This window comes from Enterobacter cloacae complex sp. SHL021, assembly GCF_049237765.1.
GTDB classification, from domain to species: domain Bacteria; phylum Pseudomonadota; class Gammaproteobacteria; order Enterobacterales; family Enterobacteriaceae; genus Enterobacter; species Enterobacter cloacae.
This window is the reverse complement of sequence record NZ_JBMKJG010000003.1, coordinates 46936-66548: the sequence shown is the minus strand read 5'-3', so window position 1 is coordinate 66548 and position 19613 is coordinate 46936. Positions and strand designations below refer to the sequence as shown.

Here is a 19613-nt window from a genome sequence, read left to right as displayed (position 1 = left end):
CATACACCACTTACCTGCTTTTTTCCACCCACCATTAATAGGTTTATGAAAAAACCCAACAAAAATATATAAGAGACTGCCAATCACAAGAGAATATAAACACATTATAAAGAGTATTAATCCTAACATAGGTATTCCATCAATATTATTTAACGACCTGTAAGTGTTATGACCATATCATCTATCATATCCGAAGAATTAAGTGTCGTTGCCCCCTGCGAGTCTGTTATACCAGTGACAACTGATCCGTTTGGCATAGTTATTTTATAGGCTTTTCCTGGGAGCGGTTCTTGGGTTAATGCATTTCTGATAATAAATTTTTCGTCAAAACATTCTGGTTCGAATGACTTCATAACTCCTTGCATACTACCGGAACCAGCTTTTTTTATTCCTGAGTTCTTTATAAACAATTTGCCAGGACCACCAATCTCAACATTCCCGCCGCTGATTTTGATATAGCCGCCTCCGCATATCAGCGTCAGCTCGTCCTTTGCCGTAACAATCAGTTTCCTGCCACTCGAAATATGCGTGTCCTGTGTCGACCAGGTGGTGATATTCCCACCCTGAGCCTGAATATCAATGTCGTTTTGCGAGCTGAAAAGTTTTGCCCCTTCACGACTGTACAGGCTGAGTTGTTTACCGGCCGCCAGCGTAAAGTCCTTCTGCACACCGACATCCAGCTGTTTACCCGCTGTCAGCGTCATATTATCACTGGCTGATAGCTGCATATCTTCGCCGCTCACCAGTGCCATGCCTTTTGGCGCACTGCCCAGAATCACTTCCTCATGCAGTTGCCCGATTTTTTGTTTCAGGAGTTTTTGCTGGCGACTGACATCAGCAACCAGTGCCTGAGCCTGCCGTGCGCTGGCAGCAAGAGACTCCATTTCCACTAATGCTGCTGAAAGCCTTGCAAGCGCTGGCTCCATATCGAGGACCTGGCCCTGCGCCCTAGCCTGACCGTCAGCACTGATAAAAATCCCTTTCTGCGCCCGGATGGCACCCCAGCTGTCGGTTCTGAGCTCAAACCCCTCGCCGCGCTGCTGTTTCTCGCTGTCCACCAGGTGGCCGAGATTCAGCTGGCTCTTGCCGCCGTACTCCGTACTGACCTTGATATGCTCTTTTCCGCGCTCGTCGTCGAGGCGGATTTTGTTGTTCGCCGGGGTGCGCAGCACGTTACGTTTATAGTTGCGGATGGTGACGTGGTCACCGTGCGCCGAGTCGTGCAGCACACCGGCAATGTACGGCCGGTCCGGGTTGCCGTCTTCAAAACCAATCGCCACCTCGGTACCCGCCAGCAGCGGCAGGTGCAGGCCGTACGTGTCGCCGGCATACGGGCGGGACTGGCGGACCCGCAGGCTCTCGAATCCGGTCTCCCAGTTGTCCCGGTCAAACAGCATGTTGACGCGGTAGCGGCCGTCTTTATCGATATGCCCGTAGGTGTCATTTTCGGTGGTACTGGTGACGCGGGCCGGTAAGGTGCCGGCCATCACCGGGCGGCTGCCTGGCGCCGCGCGGAAACAAAAATCGGTGCTGTCCGGGATACCGTCAAACCTGACGCCAAAATCTTCATCACGCCGGGCATGGCTGTGCATCGCCGTGACAACCACACCCTGCGCAAACACGTCTGCCACTTCGTACCCACCGGTGACTTTCACTACCTGCCCCGGAGAGAGCACCGGACAGCTGGTGAAAGCCCTGGTCTTCGTCTGGCCATTCAGGTAACGTTCGTGACGAATGCGGGCGTAAAACGCCCCGGACTCCGGCGCCGGGTTGCGGTCATACGCGCTGCCGGGTGTCAGGTAGTTATCGGCCCAGTGATAGGCCTCACCATATGTGGTGGTATCCCCGCAGGTCGCATCCACCAGGGTATTCATGTCTTCCGTCGCCTGGCGGTAGTTGTAGTCGCGGGTGCTGACCTGCTTCTGCACCACGTTATGGTGGCTCTCCATTTCCCATACCGAGTCCACACCCTGTGAGTGCTGCCCGGACGGCGGCACCGACGGCAGCGTCAGGCCTTTCTCATACCCCTGCTGGCTGTCGTAAAACTCCACCACGTCGATGTTCAGCCGCGTGTCGGTGGTGAAGCGGAACCAGATACCGACTTCATCCAGCAGGCGGGTGATAAAGTGCAGGTCGTTCTCACCGTACTGCATCACCTGCTCACGCCGTGGATACTCTCTGGTGAGCGAAAACAGGAAATCCTGGCCGCGCATGCCGTGGCGCTCGCGCAGGATTTTCTCCACAACCTGCGGGACGGACATGTCCTGGTAGATGGCGTTCTGGTGCGAGCGGTCAAGCAGTGCCAGACGCGGCTCAAGCGTTACCGCGTAGCGGGTTTCATCTTTTGAGGTGCCAAGACGCTCAAGCCCGCTCACCATCCCCTGTATCACCCGCACCGGCTGCTGCACCTTAATGCCATAACCCTGGTCAACCGGAGCCTGCAGCGTCAGGGAAGCCGCTTTCATCAGCATCATCTCTTTGCTGATGGCATGGTCCGCGCTGCTGAATTCAATACGGTAGCGGAAGGGTTTACTCAGGGCTTCATCGCCCTCAAACGCCAGCACATCAAGCCCTGCGTCACAGCCCTTCACCGAAAGCAGATGATGGCTGTGGCTGAATCTCAGCGGGGGATTACTGCTCATGCGTGCGCTCCTCCTGTGCAGTCAAACTCCAGTCCGATCCCCGCCTCCTCACTCCAGTTGAGGGTCAGGTGCTGTGGCTTTTGCCCCGCCGCCTTATGCGTCAGCAACTGCTGGCTCAGCACCGGTAAAATCTGCTGGTTCAGCAGGCTGTCGATGTTACGCGCACCGGTATCCGGCAACAGGCAGGCCGCGGTCAGCGCGTCGTACAGGCTCTCATCAATTTTGGTGGTCAAACCGTAGTGTCGGCTCAGCCGCCTGCTCACCTGTGCGAGCTTCATTTCCACAATGGTGCGCATGGCGGCCTCCGCCAGAGGACGATAAATCACCGTCTGGAAACGCGCCAGCAGCGCAGGCTGGAAGTGGTCACGCAGGATCGGACGCAGCAGTTCATGCAGGTCACCTTCTGTTGCCTCCGGCTGTTCATCCAGCAGCTGCATGATGTGGTCGCTGCCGAGGTTGGAGGTCATCAGAATTACCGTGTTACGGAAGTCGATTTCACGCCCCTCGCCGTCGCGCATAAAGCCGCGGTCGAAGACCTGGTAGAACAGGTTCATCACGTCACGGTGCGCTTTCTCCACTTCATCGAGCAGCACCACGCTGTACGGGCGCTTGCGCACTGCCTCGGTGAGAATACCGCCCTGACCGTAACCGACGTAGCCCGGCGGGGAACCCTTAAGCTGGGAGACGGTGTGCGGCTCCTGGTATTCGGAGAGGTTGATGGTAATCAGGGATTTTTCACCGCCGTACAGCACGTCCGCCAGCGCCAGCGCGGTTTCGGTCTTGCCGGTGCCGCTCGGGCCGACCAGCAGGAACACGCCCTGCGGGCCGTTCTCCGGCGCAAGCCCGGTTTTTGACGCGCGCAGGCGCTGCGCGATGGCATTCAGCGCCGCATCCTGGCCCACCACGCGTTTACCGAGGTGCTCTTCGAGGCGTAACAGTTCCGTCTGCTCGTCCTTCATTAATGAGGAAAGCGGTACCCCGGTCCAGTCAGCAATCACCGTGGCGACGGTACGCGCATCCACATCCAGCCCCAGCAGCGGGTTACCCTGCTGAACGTCACTCAGTTGCTGTTGCAGGCCGGCAATCTCCGCCTGACGGGAGATGTCCGCACGGCAGGCGAGCAGTTCTTCCGTGAGTTTCAGCTCCTGGCCATACTGCGCTTCCCGTTCGTCGAGCTCCAGAATAATGCGGACTTCATCCCGTTCAATGGCCGCCAGACGTTCACCGTGGGTGAGGTTACCCACCGCGATATCCTCCAGTAACGCCTGCTTTTCCATCGCCAGGGCCGTGAGCTGCGCCCGCATGCGGGTCAGTGGCTCCGGCACGGTGTCGAGGCTCATCCGCACGCGGGCCGACGCGGTGTCCAGCAGGTCAACCGCCTTGTCCGGCAGCTGACGGCCGGTCAGGTAACGACGGGAAAGGGTCACCGCCGCCCTGACCGCCTCATCGGTAATGTGCACCCCGTGGTGCTGTGCGTAGCGGGATTTCAGCCCCCGCAGCATCAGGCAGGCGGTGTCGTCGTCCGGCTCGTCCACCTTCACCATCTGGAAGCGCCGCTCCAGTGCCGCGTCGCGCTCAAAATACTGCTTGTATTCACTCCAGGTGGTGGCCGCGATGGTCCGCAGTTCGCCGCGGGCGAGCGCCGGTTTCAGCAGGTTGGCCGCATCCGCGCCACCCGCCTGATTGCCTGCGCCAATAATGGTGTGCGCTTCGTCGATGAACAGCAGCACCGGGGACGGAGACTGCTGCACCGCATCAATGACGTTTTTCAGGCGCTGTTCAAACTCCCCCTTCACGCCTGCCCCCGCCTGTAACAGACCGAGGTCCAGCGTGCGCAGGCTCACCGTTTTCAGGGACTCCGGCACATTCCCTTCGGCGATGCGCAGCGCCAGCCCTTCCACCAGCGCGGTTTTCCCCACGCCCGGCTCCCCGACCAGAATCGGGTTGTTCTTGCGACGCCGCGAGAGAATATCCACCATCTGGCGGATTTCATTGTCGCGGCCGAACACCGGGTCGATTTTGCCCTCACGCGCGTTAGCGGTGACGTCAAGGGTGAACTTGTCCAGCGCGTTCTGCAGGGCCGGATTCAGTTCGCCCTCTTTCACCTCACTGCCGGACAGCGGCACGCTACCGCCCTGCGTCAGCTCCTCTTCCTGCTGTACCTCTTCGCGCTCGTCTGACTGCGCATCCAGCAGCGGTCGCAGACGCTCAAGCTGGCTCCCCCCCAGCGTCAGCAGCGGCCATAAGCCGTCGCAGCGCACCAGGCCCTGCAGGTCCACCAGCGCCATCAGCAGGTGCTGGCTGCGGATCTGCGCTTCGCCTGCCAGCGAGGCGCGCAGCCACGCGTCCTGCATCAGGGTCTGAATGCTGTCCGAAAGCTGCGGGCGGCCGCGCACTGAACGGGGCAGTTTCTCCAGAAAATTCAGCAAATCCTGCCATATCCCGTCCATGTCCCATTCATAACGGCGGGCCAGCACGGTGAGATCGCCTTCACCCTGCTCCAGCAGCTTCAGCAGCCAGTGCTCGGGCAGGATTTCCGCATGGGTGCGGGTCTGGCAGAGCGACGCTGCGCCTTCCATCGCACGGGCGCAGTAGGGGTTCAGACGACGTAACAGGCTGGCTGGATTTTCCATGAGACTCTCTCTTTATCAGTTCCGGACACGCTACCGCCCGTCGCTTTTCCTGGTATTCAGGAACCCAAAGCGCATAAGGTCGGGCAGGCAGATTGTGTTTTTCTTTGCTGAACGTCCGCGGTTACAGGCGTTCAGCAAAAACGGCGGACGGGAGAACCCGTCCGCACGAGACTCAGGCGGTGGCGCGTTCGTTCCAGGAATCGGAATGAATGATGTTGCCGTCCTTGTAGGTCCAGGTGATTTTTTCGTAGCGCAGCTCAATCTGCTCCAGATGGTTGTGCTTCTCGAAAGACGGATCCTTGATGTCATGCATCACCGGATTCACCTTCACCACCTTCACGTTTTCCAGTCTGGTGTTGAAGTACTCCACTTCCTGACCGGCATCGTTGATTTTGTACCACTTGAATTCCGCAGATTTCAGGGTCTGGCCGGTGGTCACCGCCTTGTACAGATACGGGCTGGAGGAGTCGATCTCCTTGGTGAACAGGAACGGCGTGTGGATACGGGTGCCGGTCAGTTTGCCGGTGTTGTTGTCGGTCGGGATGTACAGGTTGTGTTCCTGAGCAACAACTTCGATGCTGCCTTCACGATCCTGAACGTCCACGGAACCTTTGATGTCCGCGCCGCCATCGTCCTTCAGCCACAGATAAACAGGAATTGCCATGTTAATTACTCCATTTCATTTTTTGAGACGCCATCATCCTGCGATGGCGCGGGGGTATTGCCCGGCAGCTGACAGGCATTCGCCTGCGGCACCAGACTGATTTCGACACGGCGGTTCAGCGCCCGGCCTTCCGCCGTGTCGTTGGTGGCAACAGGACGGCTTTCGCCGTAGCCCTGCACCGCAAAGCAGCTCTCCGGCACATCGCCGGTGTCGCGCATCCAGTTGCGCACGGACTCCGCTCGTTTCAGGGAGAGCACCTGGTTGGACGGGTCATCGCCCGTGCTGTCGGTATGGCCCGCAATCACAATCAGCCAGCCGGGCTTCGCCTTAATGCCCACCAGCGAATTCACCAGCAGCTTCGTGGTGCCGGGTTTCAGCGCCCATTTGCCTGTGTCGAACAACGACATGCTGTCGAGGCGGATGATTTTCGGCGCGACCTTTTCCACAGGCTTCGGTGGAGGAGGTGGTGGTACATACGAACGGATCGCTTCCAGCACCGGTATTCGCAGACGTACCCCCCGATAAAGCCCCAGGCCCAGCCGGGCCGGTACACCATTGCGTGCATGCTCATCCAGCAGCGCCGCATCCTCGCGCAGCACCTGTACGGCGCTGGCTTTCGGACCGTAATCATCCATGGCGATGCTGTTGTAACGGACAATATCGAAGCTCACGCGTTGCAGCAGCTGGCGGTTGTTCCAGCCACTGCTGAGCAGTGCAGCAATGGCCGCCAGCGTGAAAATCCCGAGCGCACAACGCCAGGTTCGCTCACGCGGTGTCAGGCCCCGCCCTTCCGGCAGTAATGGCAGAATAAAATCCGGGAACAGGGAGATGACCGTACTGTCCGTTCCCACCGGCTGCCAGCCAGACACCTGCTGCATCGCGGTGTGACGGGAAAGCCACGTCGTCCAGGCCGATGTGGCCAGGCTTCCGGCCAGGATCGGCCCCATTCCCCACAGCACCGCAACAGGTGCAATGACCGGCACATCGGGGTTCTCATCCATAAAAACTGCCTGGACATGCTGACGAAACCAGTTCATCAGACTATTCATCAGCACCTGTTGCTGCACCGCAGGCGTTCCGCCGGAGGTAACCCATTCAGCAACAGAACCCGGGGCTGAAGATTCACGCCAGACCCTCACCCCTTCTCCCGGGAAAACCGCCTGCCAGAACATGTCATTCGTCATCGCGCTGCCGACCTGACCATTCAGCACCAGCGGCACAGAGTGACCGGTTGCTTTACGCAGCTGACTGATGTGCCAGCGCAGGGTCAGCAGTCGACTGATCAGGGCTTCGCTGTCAGGGTGCTGCTGCGGGCAGACGCTGACCATCACCGACAGCTGACGTCCCCAGTCAGGACGTAACCACAGTATCTGACGGGCGACCTGCGCCAGATCATGATGATCCTCTACGCGAATCCAGCATCCCTGCGTGACAGTGAGTACCGGTGACGAATGCGGCCAGGCCAGAGGCAGATCGCCACAAACCAGCACTACGGGCTGACGGTAAGTGGCGTCAGGCAGATCCTCCAGGCGCAGGGTGACATCATGCTGTTCACGGCGACTGGCGACAGTCCAGAACGCCACGATAAGCCCCAGAACCACCAGCAGAATGAGCACAGAAACCCACCTGGATACCGGCAGAAAACTCAGGCAGACCACGGCACTTAGCAGGACGGCCCACAACGCCAGCCCGCGCTGTTGTGCAGGACTCATTTCACGGCCCCCGGTAAAAGGGTTAGCAGCAACTGGTCCAGCCAGCGATCCAGTCCCCACCAGAGTGCAGCGACCACTATCACGCTCAGACCAATACGTACGGGCCATGACGCCAGCCAGCCGCCCATGATTCCCCGCCCGGTATGACTTTCCGCCAGTACGGGGTGGGACTGTGGATAGCTGAACGGCGTGACATATTCACTGAGTGCGTTGACAAGTTTCTGGCGCTCCGGGTCATTCAGTGAGCGGTAACTGCCGAGAAAACCCAGCATCATGACCCGCTGGAAGCAGGTCACGACAGCGTGGTCAGGCGCCGGTTCACGCAGCACATCGCGCATCCGATCGCACAGCGTGTCGCCGGCGTCCATAGTGCCGAGGAAGTGCCCCTGCAGGGGAATGTCATACCACTGCACACAGGCGTCATCTTCCACACCACGACCTTTCACCGCCTCATCGAGCAGGGCGCACTGTGCGGTAAGAATATGCTGACAGCTGGCTTCATCGAGTTCGCTCGCTTTCAGCTCACGCTGCACACGTTCGACATCAGCAATACAGCGCTCCCACAGCGTGCGCCCTTCGCCCTCCTGAAACGTCGGACCGTGACGCAGGCTGATCACCTGAAGCCAGGTGTCCTGCAGCAGGGCATCAATATCAATGGCCGCGGCAGTGCCGCGTTTACGCTCACTCATGTTCTCAGCACCGCAAAGAGTTCAAGTTCAGGCTCGCCGAGCATGCCCGGAACGTAAAACATGCAGGTCCCACCCTGAAGCATTTCAGTGGCCTGAGGATGAGAGACATCAAGACTGAAATACTGATTTTCCAGACGTAACGGAATGGCTGCCGGTACATGGCGCAGCGGCGTCAGAGGCACGCCGACCCGCGATGAATTGACGATACTTCTGACATGATCGGGGCTGCCGACCTTGCACTGGCGCGGGAACTGCTCCTGCAGTTGTGCCACCGGTACCGTTGAACGCACCGAGAGGTAGTAATCAGCCCCTTCACGCAGACGTGGGTCATGCAGACGGGCCTGCCAGAAGTGAAGCCGGGCATCATGCTCAAGCTCAATCGCTACCACCCGCGACGGCAGGCTGGCTTCCAGCAGGTCGCCCAGTAAATCAAACAGCGGCGGGAATACGTTATTCTGTTGCTCATGCTGCCAGACCGGGATCGCACTCACCTGATGCTCCAGCGAGAAAGTCAGCAGACTGCCCGCCAGGCGTGCCAGTTCCGGATACAGACGCTCCGGCGGGCTTTGCGGGTGGCGCTGAAACTGTCCGAGCACGGGTTCTGCGCTGTTAAGGGCATTGAGCAGCCAAAACAGGGACACATCCGCCACGGCAAAATCGGCCATCCGCTCATTACTTTCCCGGCGCATGGCCATCAGCCGACTCAGGCGTACACGTAGCTGGCTCATCAGCTGTTCCAGCTGGGTCATCAGCCAGCGGCTGCCCTGCAGAGCCAGCAGTGGCGGAAGAAACGTCTCATCCAGTAACCATGCCCCCTGCGAATCCTGCAGCAGGCGGGCAACCGGGCAGGTCAGATAATCGCTGTTGTCCTGACAGGCAAACCGCAGCGTCAGCTCAGGTTTCATGACCGCAATCTGGCGGGTGTCGTCCCCAAAAGCGTTGCGGATATCCCGCCAGCGCTGGCGATAGCGAACAGGGCGTTCGGCCACCGCATCGGGTGTAAGACAGTTGCCGCCATTCGCCCGCAGCAGCGGGAGGGCCAGCACCACCACCGCATCCTGTGATCCACTCTCAAGCGCCAGCACCGGTGGCAGATCGTCAGCATTATCAGTGTCGATAAGCGTCCCGTCAGGGAAACGAATGTGCAGATGACGAGCCTGCAGGCGGCCCAGTTTCAGTGCATCCGGTTCGAAAGTGGCATCAATCACTCCCCAGGGATGGGAGAGACCTAACCGGGCGATGCATTCCGCAGACCAGGCCGCATACGCGGCCTGTTGCTGGAAGTGCTGGGGAGAGACCATCTGGCCCCTGCCCCATAACGGTTGTTCCGTTTTCATTGGCTTCCTGCCTTAACTTACGCTTTCGCCTTCGGCATCTGGCTCACCAGCGACAGGTTCACGTCCATGCCTTCCACCTGGAAGTGCGGCACCGCGAACAGCTTCACGCGGAAGAAGCCCGGGTTGTCCTCAATGTCTTCCACCACCACCTTCGCGTCGCGCAGCGGGTGTGAGGCCTGTAGTTCGTCGCCCGGGTCGGTCATTTCGGTCACCAGACTGCGTACCCATGTATTGAGTTCCAGCTCCAGCAGACGGCGATCTTTCGTCGTACCGATATTTTCGCGCTGAATAAGTTTCAGATAATGCGCAATGCGCGACAGCAGGAAGATATACGGCAGACGGGCATTGATGCGGCTGTTGGCCGTGGCGTCGGCGGTATCGTACAGCGCCGGTTTCTGCGCCGAATTTGCCGAGAAGAAGCAGGCGTAATCACGGTTCTTGTAGTACGACAGCGGTATAAAGCCCAGGTTAGCGAATTCAAACTCGCGGGTTTCCGGGATCATCACCTCTGACGGGATCTTCACCTGGTTGCCGGTACCCAGATCGTACAGGTGGATCGGCAGGTCTTTCACCGCCCCGCCTGCCTGCGGGCCACGAATTTGCACGCACCAGCCGTTATTGATGAAGCTCTTCACCATGTTGGAGGCGAAGGAGAAAGATGCGCTTGTCCACAGGTATTTTTCGTGGTCCGGACCTTTCACCTGCTCAACGTAGTTGAAACTGCGCACCGGCACCGTGTCCGGACCGTAAGGCAGACGCCCCAGCACGCGCGGCATCACCAGGCCGATATAACGGGCATCGTCGGTGTCGCGGAAGGATTTCCATTTGATGTATTCGGCACGGTCGAAGTAGTTACCGATGTCCTTAATCGCGGCCACCTCTTCCATCGATTCCTTGAGGAAGAATTTCGGCCCGACGGCACCGATAAACGGCATATGTGCTGCGGCAGAGACTTTCGAGATATTGCGCAACAGCGCCACGTCCTGCGGGCTTGCGTCAAATTCGTACGCTGAAATAACCGAGCCTATCGGCTCGCCGCCCGGGGTGTCGTATTCGGCGGTATAGGTGTGCCAGTACAGGCCGCTCTGGATAAGTTCCGGCGCATCTTCAAAGTCCTGGCGCAGGTCGTCTTTGGACACATCCAGAATTTCCGTTTTCACGTTCTGGCGGTAGTCGGTGTTGTCCACCAGTTGCTTCAGGCCACGCCACAGGGATTCCACCTTCTGGAATTCTGCATGATGCATCACCGCATCCAGCTGGCGGCTGATTTGGAAATCCAGCTCCGCGATATGGTGGTCAATCAGGGTTTTATCGAGTTTTTCCACTGGCTGGCCGGATTTGCGGATGCAGTCCATAAATACCTGCATTGCCGCTGTCAGGCGCTCACCTGCCGGAGCATCAGACAGTGCGGCATCGTCCAGAAACGCATTGATATCGCCCAGGCTTGTGGCCGGGGTCAGGTTGATTTTGTCGAACAGGGAGGCGTAGACGCTCTCTTTTTCCAGCACAGTGGTCTGCCCCTGCGCGGAGCCATTTTCAGTATTAACAGACATCAGCATTCTCTCGTTTAATCCATTAAAAGACGCGCCCGTTGTTATTTCGGGGCCAGGGTACTCATTTCGTTACGTAATTCCTGAGACAGCGCCGGGTCCTTAAGAATTTTCTCGAGCTCTTTTCTGAAAGTGGCGTTATCCAGCAGATTGGACTTGAGGTCACGTAATAAATTACGCATCGCCAGCATGGCACGAAGTTGGGGAATTTGTCGGGCCACCTGTTCGGGTTCAAAATCTTTCATATCTGAAAAGCGCAGCGTCACATTCTCTTCCGTACGCTCACCCGCCAGCGTATTCGGAACCGTCATGTTGACCTCCGGGTTAAATTCCGAAAGTACACTGTTGAGGTTATTTTTGTTGACGTTGATTTTCTTTCTTTCAGATAATGGTCGGCTCTCTTTACCGTTACTGAAATCACCGACAGTGAGTAATTTAAGGGGTAGCTCAACTTTCTTCTGCGCCCCTCCGGTATGCAATGCAAGTTTTAAATTAATGCGTGCCTTAGGCACTTCGTTCTGGAACGTATCAGCCATAGCAGTCCCTTTCCTTAAGGAATGTTTGTTGAAGTTAACGACGTTTCTGAATAAATCGATATTAGAACAAAACACCACAATAGATCAACTATCTGGAATCAAAGCACAATTTAAGACATTCCTTAAGAATTTTACTCTATAGAAATAAAATATGGTTTGCAGAGTGACTTTTCATAAAGAAATATCAACCACAACTCCGAAAATAGTCAGCATTAATGGCTATTTCTGTGAAAAAAATGAAGATCCATATCCAAACAAAGCAAAGTTATTGATTTAAATCAATACGAGAGAAAATATCTACAGCGCCACCTAATAATATGACCCGCATCTATATTTACACGCTTCCGCAAGACGCGACACCCATTAAAAAGTCCAATAATGGACAGTTTTTTTAACGAAATGCAATATATTCAAAATATGAATATTTCGCTTAATTTAAAAAAACAGAGCAATACCCAGCGCTGTAAAACACAGTATCAATGCAGCGCCATCTTCACGATCTAGAATGAACAGAAAAGCGCTGGCACGTGATATCGGGCCAGCGCAGTATCAGGAGGGGAAATAAATTAGCAGACTCGCGTTTTTCAGTGCTTCACAATATACATCGTACGGCTGTACGCCACGTCTTCAGGATTATTGATCGGATATCCCTTCACCCAGGGTTTAATCAGACGTCCGTTGGTGTACTGGTAGATCGGCGCAATTGGCGCTTTTTCCGTGAGGATCTTCTCCGCACGATTGTAATCCGCATTACGGGCTTCCGCGGTGGTTTCAAGCGTCGCCTGATTGATGATCTTATCGTAAGCCGGGTCGTTAAAGCGGGAGATATTGCCGCTATGAGTTGATGTCAGCAGCGACAGGAAGGTCGATGGCTCGTTGTAGTCCCCGACCCAGGACGCGCGGATCACATCAAAATTCCCTGTGTTTCGGCTATCGATATAGGTTTTCCACTCCTGGTTTTGCAGTTTGACGTCTACCCCCAGGTTCTTCTTCCACATCGAAGCCACCGCAATCGCGATTTTCTGATGGTTCTCTGAAGTGTTATACAGCAGGGTCAGCTTCAGTGGACGCTGAGGGCCATATCCCGCGGCCTGCAGCAAGGTTTTGGCCTGCGCGTTTAGCTCCTGCTGCGACATCTGCTCAAACGGTGATGTCTCTGGCGTGAAACCTGCCGTCACATCAGGCGTGAAATGCCAGGCTGGTTTTTCTCCCGTACCTAACACTTTCTCCGCCATAATCCGGCGATCGATGGTCATACTCAGCGCCAGACGCACGCGGGAATCGGCGGTCGGGCCCTTTTGCGTGTTAAATGCATAGTAATACGTTCCCAGCTGCGGTGGCGTGTATACCTGTCCAGGAATATCCTTGAGCAATTTCTGATAAAGGTTTTTCGGGAACGACTCGGTGATATCAATATCACCTGCCAGGTAGCGTTTGGTGGCGGAAGACTCCTGGTTGATCGGAATAAACGTCACTTTTTGAAGAACAGTTTTCGCGTTATCCCAGTAGTGGGTATTCGGCACAACGACCAGCTTCTCATTCACCACACGATCTTTCAACACATAGGCACCATTGCCCACCAGGGAGCCCGGACGCGTCCACTCTTTACCGCTTTCGACGTTTGCTTTCTGAACCGGATAGAACGCGAAGTTTGCCGTCAGGTTGCTAAACCACGGCAGCGGTTTATCGAGCTGAACGCGTAACGTTCTGGCATCCACCGCCGTTACCCCCAGCGTATCGGGCGCGGCTTTGCCATCAATAATCGCCTGAGCGTTGTTAATGCCTGCCAGAGCAGCAAACCAGGCAAACGGCGAGGTGGTTTTCGGGTCAACCAGACGCTGCCAGCTGTAGACAAAATCCTGCGCCGTGACTGGCGTGCCGTCAGACCATTTTGCATCATCGCGCAGGGTAAATGTCCAGATGCGGTTATCGTTACTCTGCCAGCGCGTCGCCACGCCCGGCGTCAACTCCCCTTTCTCATTCTGATTGACCAGGCCTTCAAACAGATCGCGAATCACCTGAATCTCGGGTAGCCCCACGGCCTTGGCCGGGTCAAGCGACGCGGGCTCGTCTTTGATGTGTCTGACCAGCTCCTGTTTTTGCGCCAGCACCGTCCCCTTTGGCACATCAGCAGCGTAAGAAAATGACGATAGCCCGCAAAGGCACAGTGCAGAAAAAAGCAGCGAAACAGGATGCTTCATGAGATCCCCTTTAGAAATCGGTAATACGCGAATGCGTAATTATTTGTTTCGAAACGGCGAAATGCAAATACCTTAAGCCGGAAAGGTGATATCTGGCAATCTTCGTTCTTCGATGAAACTATTTGATTAAACGTGGGTTTTGCACAACACTGCCAGTAAGCACTTCTTTATCAGGATTTCCTATGGCAGTTACCCGACCAAGAACGGAACGTGGCGCTTTCCCGCCAGGCACCGAACATTATGGCCAGTCTTTCTTAGGTGCACCGCTAATCTGGTTTCCCGCACCGGATGCCGATCGTCATAGCGGCCTGATTATTGCGGGAACGCACGGCGATGAGAACTCCTCGATCGTCACCCTCTCCTGCGCGTTACGCACCCTTGCACCGACACTACGCCGGCATCATGTGATCCTGACCGTCAACCCGGATGGCTGTCAGCTTGGGCTGAGGGCGAATGCGAGAGGGATAGATTTAAACCGCAACTTCCCGGCGGCCAACTGGCGCGCCGGTGAAACGGTATACCGCTGGAACAGCTCGGCTGAAGAGCGTGACGTGGTGTTACTGACGGGAGAAAAACCCGGCTCAGAGCCAGAAACACAGGCGCTCTGCCAGTTAATCCACAAGATCCACCCCGCGTGGGTTGTCTCATTTCACGATCCACTGGCCTGTATTGAAGATCCCCGTCACTCCGCGCTGGGACAGTGGCTTGCCGATGCCTTTGCCCTGCCTCTGGTCAGCAGCGTCGGCTATGAAACACCGGGGTCATTTGGTAGCTGGTGCGCCGATCTGGATTTGCACTGCATCACCGCTGAATTCCCCCCGATATCTTCTGACGAAGCCAGCGAAAAATACCTGAAAGCGATGGTAGATCTTCTGCGCTGGCAGCCTCAGAGATGAAGCACTCCGCTGGTGAAGGTGAGCGCAGGCGAAACGTCAACTGCCAGCCAGGTCGGGCCATCAAGATCGGCAAACCGGACCTGATTCACCAGCGGTAGCGCCGCATTAATCGCCCGGGAAGTACTGAGCATGCATCCCAGCATCAACGTAAACCCCTTCGCCTGTGCCTGCGACGCCAGCGCCAGCGCCTCGGTCAGCCCACCGGTTTTATCGAGTTTGATATTCACCATCTCATAGCAGCCCGCTAAACCGTCGAGACTGTCGCGGGTATGGCAGCTTTCATCGGCGCAGATCGGCAGCGGGTGGATAAAGTTCTTCAATGCCGCATCATCCTGTACGGGAAGCGGTTGCTCCAGCATAGCCACACCCAGATCGGCCAGCAGCTGGCAGCGCGCGGCCAGCCCTTCCGGGTGCCATGACTCGTTGGCGTCGACAATCAGCGTGGCGTCCGGCACCGCCGCGCGAATGGCGACCATGCGTTCACTGATCAAGCGATCGTCGAGTTTCACCTTCAGCAGCGTGGCGCCAGCCTCAAAGAGCGCTTTTGCGCTGGCGGCCATCTGCTCCGGCTCGCCAATCACCACGGTTTGCGCGGTCACCACTTTCTCCGGAAGCGTCACGCCGACCAGCGACGGTAAGGATATCTGCTGCCTCGCCGCCTCAAGACTCCACAACGCACAGTCAATTGCATTACGAGCCGCCCCGGCAGGTAAACGCTGCTGTAACGCCTCACGCGTCAACCCGGTTTGCAGGTCAGGTACCAGGGTCATAATTTGCGCCATCACCGAGGCAAGGCTTTCTCCGTAGCGAGGATACGGCGTGCATTCACCAACCCCTTTAACCCCTTCTTCTTCTATTTCGACCACTACCACGCAGGCTTCACTTCGGCTGCCACGAGAGATCACAAACGGGGAATGCAATGGCCAGGCTTCTTCATAGACCTTAACGCTTCTCATCACTGACTCCTTGCAGCCCGGTAAGGCGAAAAAATTGGTTTGCCGTGTTATCCGCTGATGGCATACACTAGCCTCGACGTTAACTATATGTAAACAGGAAGATATCTATGTCACAACTCGTTCATTTCCAGGGCAACCCGGTTGCTGTAGCAGGTTCCATTCCTCAGGCTGGCAGCAAAGCGCAGGCTTTTACTCTGGTGGCTAAAGATCTGTCTGACGTCACACTGAGCCAGTTTGCTGGCAAACGCAAAGTACTGAACATTTTCCCAAGCATTGATACCGGCGTCTGTGCCGCATCCGTGCGCAAATTCAACCAGTTGGCCACTGAAATGGACAACACCGTGGTGCTGTGCGTTTCAGCAGACCTGCCATTCGCGCAGTCCCGTTTCTGCGGTGCTGAAGGTCTGAGCAACGTCATTACCCTTTCCACTCTGCGCAGCCCGGATTTCCTGGAAAAATACGGCGTTGGCATTGCTGAAGGCCCACTGAAAGGCCTAGCGGCGCGTGCCGTGCTGGTAATCGATGAAAACGATAACGTCGTGTTCAGCGAACTGGTAAACGAGATCACCACCGAACCTGACTACACCGCTGCGCTGGAATCACTGAAAGCCTGATTATTTACAGGCATTTTATAAAGCTTAGCAATGTAATGAAATAAAAGGTTTATTTAAGAATAGACCTTGCGTTCCAAACCTCGCCGATGCGGGGTTTTTTATTATCTCAACTGCTGAATCGTTAAAGCAAAAATGTTCTAAAATCACATATATCATGAAATAAAAACGTTCCATTCTCACCATAACGAGATCTCTCACGCATAATAAAGGTTTAAAAACCGCAATTTCTCCGCCAGTGAAGCCCGTCACATTTCCCTTCTCGCCTAAACATTAGATTTGCTTACGTAATAAAAAATCGTTTCAGCAAAAGGGATTAAATATGAAGATTAAACTGGCTTTTACGGTTCTTGCGGTACTGATATCTGGACATGCCGCCGCTAAAACCTGGGTGCTGACAAGCGCTGAAAGCGGCGTGGAGAAAGGAAACTGGAAAATTTCCAGCTCTGAGCTGAAGTTTCAGGGACAGCCTTTCAGCATCGAGCAAAAAGTCCTGCATGGTGGCAAGCAGGAAGGCAGCAAGGTAATCGTTATCAGCAGCAAAAATGGTCTGACAATTACCCTCAGCCCGACGCGTGGGATGAATCTGCTGCATGTCGAAGGCTTTGGTACCCGAATGGGGTGGGATTCGCCTGTCAAAGAGGTGGTGAATCCGGCCTATATCAATCTGGAAAGTCGAAACGGACTTGGCTGGCTGGAAGGTTTCAACGAAATGATGGTTCGTTGCGGCTATGAATGGACAGGCCACCCGGTCACGGCTGACGGTCAGATTTATACCCTGCACGGCAAGGCGGGAAATACGCCTGCGTCGCAGGTGGAAGTCGATGTTGCTGATGCCGCACCGCATGAAATTCGCATTCGCGGATTAATCAAAGAGAGCACGTTTAAAAAAGCAGATCTGCAGACGATGACCGAACTGCGTTACGTACCAGGCAGCAACCAGTTCAGCCTGCATGATGTTCTGACTAACCATGCTGATTATCCTCATGATTATCAGATTATCTATCACAGCAACTTTGGTACGCCAATCCTCGAAGAAGGTGCCCGCTTCCTTGCGCCGGCCGCCAGCATTGGTCCTTTCAATGACTATGCCAAAGCGGGTCTGGATAACTGGCAAACCTACGCTGGCCCCACTCAGGGCTTTGATGAAATGGTCTTCAATATCAAACCGCTCGCGGATAATAATCATGAAACCCTGGCGGCAGTGGTCAATAAAGCGGGAGACAAAGGTGCGTCAATTCAGTTCGACACGCGGCAGTTGCCTGTCCTGACCTTATGGAAAAATACCGATACGCTCAAACAGGGCTATGTCACGGGTATTGAGCCGGGAACCAGCTACGCCTATCCCGTTACCATTGAACGCGAGCAGAAACGCGTTAAGCAGCTACAACCTGGCGCCAGCACGCAATTCGACCTGACCTATACCCTGCTTCACAGCAAGGAACAGGTGAAAGAGGTTGAACAGAAAATTGCGGGGATTCAGGGAGAGACAAAAGTCGAGGTAGTTACCACGCCTCTGGCGAAAGAGTAAGTGCAAAAAAAAGCCTCTTTACAGAGGCTTTTATCGTTATTCGTCACCCTTCTTGTGGTTGAGTCCATATTCACGAAGCTTATTCGCAATCGCGGTATGGGATACCCCCAGGCGTTTTGCCAGCTTACGCGTGCTTGGGTAGCTGCGATAAAGCTGTGTCAGCACGGAACGCTCGAAACGGCTCGTAATATCATCCAGCGAGCCTTCCATCGCCTCTTCGCCCACCGATACCGTACCAGCATCGTAATCCGGTAACAGGATATCCTGTGGACGCAACTCGTACCCTTCCAGCTGCGTCAGCGCACGATAAACGGCGTTTTTCAGCTGACGAATATTCCCCGGCCAGCCGTAGCGCGTCAGCACCGTACCCAGATCGGCTGACAGTTTCGGACGCGGAACCCCCTGCTCGTCGGCGAAGCGTGCCACAAACAGCTCCGTCAGCGGAATGATATCTTGTGGACAATCGCGCAGCGGCGGAATGTTTAGCGTCAACACGTTCAGTCGATAGTAGAGATCTTCCCGGAACATCCCTTTCTGTACCAGCTCAACGAGGTTTTTCTGGGTGGCACAAATTACGCGCACATCCACGTGAACTTCGTGATCCTCCCCTACGCGACGGAAGGTCCCATCGTTCAGGAAGCGCAGCAGTTTGGCCTGCATGCGCGGCGACATTTCGCCAATTTCGTCCAGCAGCACGGAGCCGCCGTTCGCCTGCTCGAAGAAGCCTTTTTTGCCTTCCGGGGCGTGACCAAACAGCTCGCTTTCGACCGCATCCTCAGGAATAGAGGCACAGTTCAGCGCCAGATACGGTTTTGCCGCGCGTGGGCTGGCAAGATGCACGGCGTGGGCCAGCAGATCCTTCCCGGTCCCGGTATCGCCGGTAATCAGCAGCGGCGCGGTCAGGCTGGCGAGCTTACGGGCCTGATCGACCACATGACGCATTTTCGGGCTGACGGCAATGATCTGGCTGAACGCTCCCACATCCTGGCTGGAGAGATTTTGCAGCTGACGGCCCATCCGCACGGTAGAGCGCAGCATGATAACGGCCCCGGTCAGAACGCGAGTGTCGTTCTCTCCTTTCAGGTACACCGGCGTAATCTCCATCAGGAAATTTTGCCCGTTGATCACCACATGCTCGCTATGCGTATTTTGCGGGTTGCTGTCCAGCCAGCGCTGGAAATTAAACCCCGGGATCAGCTGCGCGGCATGGTGATGGGTGAGCTTGTCCTGGCTCTGGGCGAACAGCTGGCAGCTCGCATGGTTTACCCGCTCAACTTTGCTTTTCAAATCCAGTGACAGGAAAGGCTCTGGCATGGCTTCAAGCAAGGCGCTCAGGGCGAGGTGCTCACGCTCAGACGGCATCCAGGGAATGGTGCGTACATCCGTAACGCCAGCGATACGGCGGATTTCAGCCATCAGGCTGCTAAAAGTATTAAATTCAATTTCGGCAAAATTGAGGTAAATTCGCCCGACAGGATCAATCTCAATGCCACGTAAATCAATGCTACGTAAAACAAGGAGATCGAGTAACTCGCGGGTCAGACCGAGACGGTCTTCACAGAAGACTTCAAGACGCATGGGAAATTCACCGTTTTAAGCCAATAACCTTAAAATGATATGTCAGAACACGGTGATGCGGAAGATGGCTGTCAAGA

At 55.8% G+C, this 19613-nt stretch carries 14 protein-coding genes; 3 read left to right on the top strand and 11 right to left on the bottom strand.

Annotation, left to right across the window (positions count from 1 at the left end):
- Positions 1-149: 149 nt before the first annotated feature.
- The 9 genes from ACOTZF_RS03895 to ACOTZF_RS03855 form a co-directional block, all read right to left on the bottom strand.
- Complete coding sequence (locus tag ACOTZF_RS03895) at positions 150-2642, bottom strand: type VI secretion system Vgr family protein (RefSeq protein WP_129317715.1); 2493 nt, start codon at positions 2640-2642, stop codon at positions 150-152.
- On the bottom strand, positions 2639-5275 hold the full coding sequence (gene tssH, locus ACOTZF_RS03890) for a type VI secretion system ATPase TssH (protein ID WP_421636045.1): 2637 nt from the start codon (positions 5273-5275) through the stop codon (positions 2639-2641). The genes ACOTZF_RS03895 and tssH overlap by 4 nt, the downstream gene beginning before the upstream one ends.
- Before the next feature lie 172 nt (positions 5276-5447).
- Positions 5448-5939 (bottom strand): type VI secretion system effector Hcp, encoded by a 492-nt coding sequence (gene hcp / locus ACOTZF_RS03885; RefSeq protein ID WP_038985100.1) that lies wholly within the window; start codon positions 5937-5939, stop codon positions 5448-5450.
- 5 nt (positions 5940-5944) lie between these two features.
- A complete protein-coding gene (locus ACOTZF_RS03880) occupies positions 5945-7651 on the bottom strand; it encodes an OmpA family protein (protein WP_129251782.1) in 1707 nt (568 codons plus the stop codon).
- On the bottom strand, positions 7648-8340 hold the full coding sequence (gene tssL, locus ACOTZF_RS03875) for a type VI secretion system protein TssL, short form (RefSeq protein ID WP_129318172.1): 693 nt from the start codon (positions 8338-8340) through the stop codon (positions 7648-7650). Before tssL ends, ACOTZF_RS03880 begins: the two co-directional genes overlap by 4 nt.
- Positions 8337-9677, bottom strand: a complete 1341-nt coding sequence (gene tssK, locus ACOTZF_RS03870; protein WP_129251786.1) for a type VI secretion system baseplate subunit TssK — start codon at positions 9675-9677, stop codon at positions 8337-8339. Before tssK ends, tssL begins: the two co-directional genes overlap by 4 nt.
- 17 nt (positions 9678-9694) lie before the next feature.
- A complete protein-coding gene (gene tssC / locus ACOTZF_RS03865) occupies positions 9695-11230 on the bottom strand; it encodes a type VI secretion system contractile sheath large subunit (RefSeq protein ID WP_045294366.1) in 1536 nt (511 codons plus the stop codon).
- 41 nt (positions 11231-11271) lie between these two features.
- Entirely contained in the window at positions 11272-11763 is a 492-nt protein-coding gene (gene tssB / locus ACOTZF_RS03860) for a type VI secretion system contractile sheath small subunit (RefSeq protein WP_038986160.1), read from the bottom strand.
- 584 nt (positions 11764-12347) lie between these two features.
- A complete protein-coding gene (locus tag ACOTZF_RS03855) occupies positions 12348-13964 on the bottom strand; it encodes a peptide ABC transporter substrate-binding protein (protein WP_029883682.1) in 1617 nt (538 codons plus the stop codon).
- A 182-nt stretch (positions 13965-14146) separates the two neighbouring features.
- Between ACOTZF_RS03855 and mpaA the strand changes: the two genes are divergently transcribed.
- Positions 14147-14860 (top strand): murein tripeptide amidase MpaA, encoded by a 714-nt coding sequence (gene mpaA, locus ACOTZF_RS03850; RefSeq protein WP_013096425.1) that lies wholly within the window; start codon positions 14147-14149, stop codon positions 14858-14860.
- Here the strand turns inward: mpaA and ycjG are convergent.
- Positions 14851-15816 carry an L-Ala-D/L-Glu epimerase gene (ycjG, locus tag ACOTZF_RS03845; RefSeq protein ID WP_038986163.1) on the bottom strand — a complete coding sequence of 322 codons (966 nt, stop codon included), beginning with the start codon at positions 15814-15816 and terminating at the stop codon, positions 14851-14853. The genes mpaA and ycjG overlap by 10 nt on opposite strands.
- A gap of 107 nt (positions 15817-15923) precedes the next feature.
- On the opposite strand from ycjG, the gene tpx reads away from it, so the two are divergent.
- Together tpx and ACOTZF_RS03835 are read left to right on the top strand one after the other, a co-directional pair.
- Positions 15924-16430 carry a thiol peroxidase gene (tpx, locus tag ACOTZF_RS03840; RefSeq protein ID WP_013096423.1) on the top strand — a complete coding sequence of 169 codons (507 nt, stop codon included), beginning with the start codon at positions 15924-15926 and terminating at the stop codon, positions 16428-16430.
- A 319-nt stretch (positions 16431-16749) separates the two neighbouring features.
- Positions 16750-17958, top strand: a complete 1209-nt coding sequence (locus ACOTZF_RS03835) for an aldose 1-epimerase family protein (protein WP_129251788.1) — start codon at positions 16750-16752, stop codon at positions 17956-17958.
- A gap of 36 nt (positions 17959-17994) precedes the next feature.
- On the opposite strand, the gene tyrR is transcribed toward ACOTZF_RS03835, so the two are convergent.
- Positions 17995-19536 carry a transcriptional regulator TyrR gene (gene tyrR, locus ACOTZF_RS03830; protein ID WP_013096421.1) on the bottom strand — a complete coding sequence of 514 codons (1542 nt, stop codon included), beginning with the start codon at positions 19534-19536 and terminating at the stop codon, positions 17995-17997.
- Positions 19537-19613 lie beyond the last annotated feature (77 nt).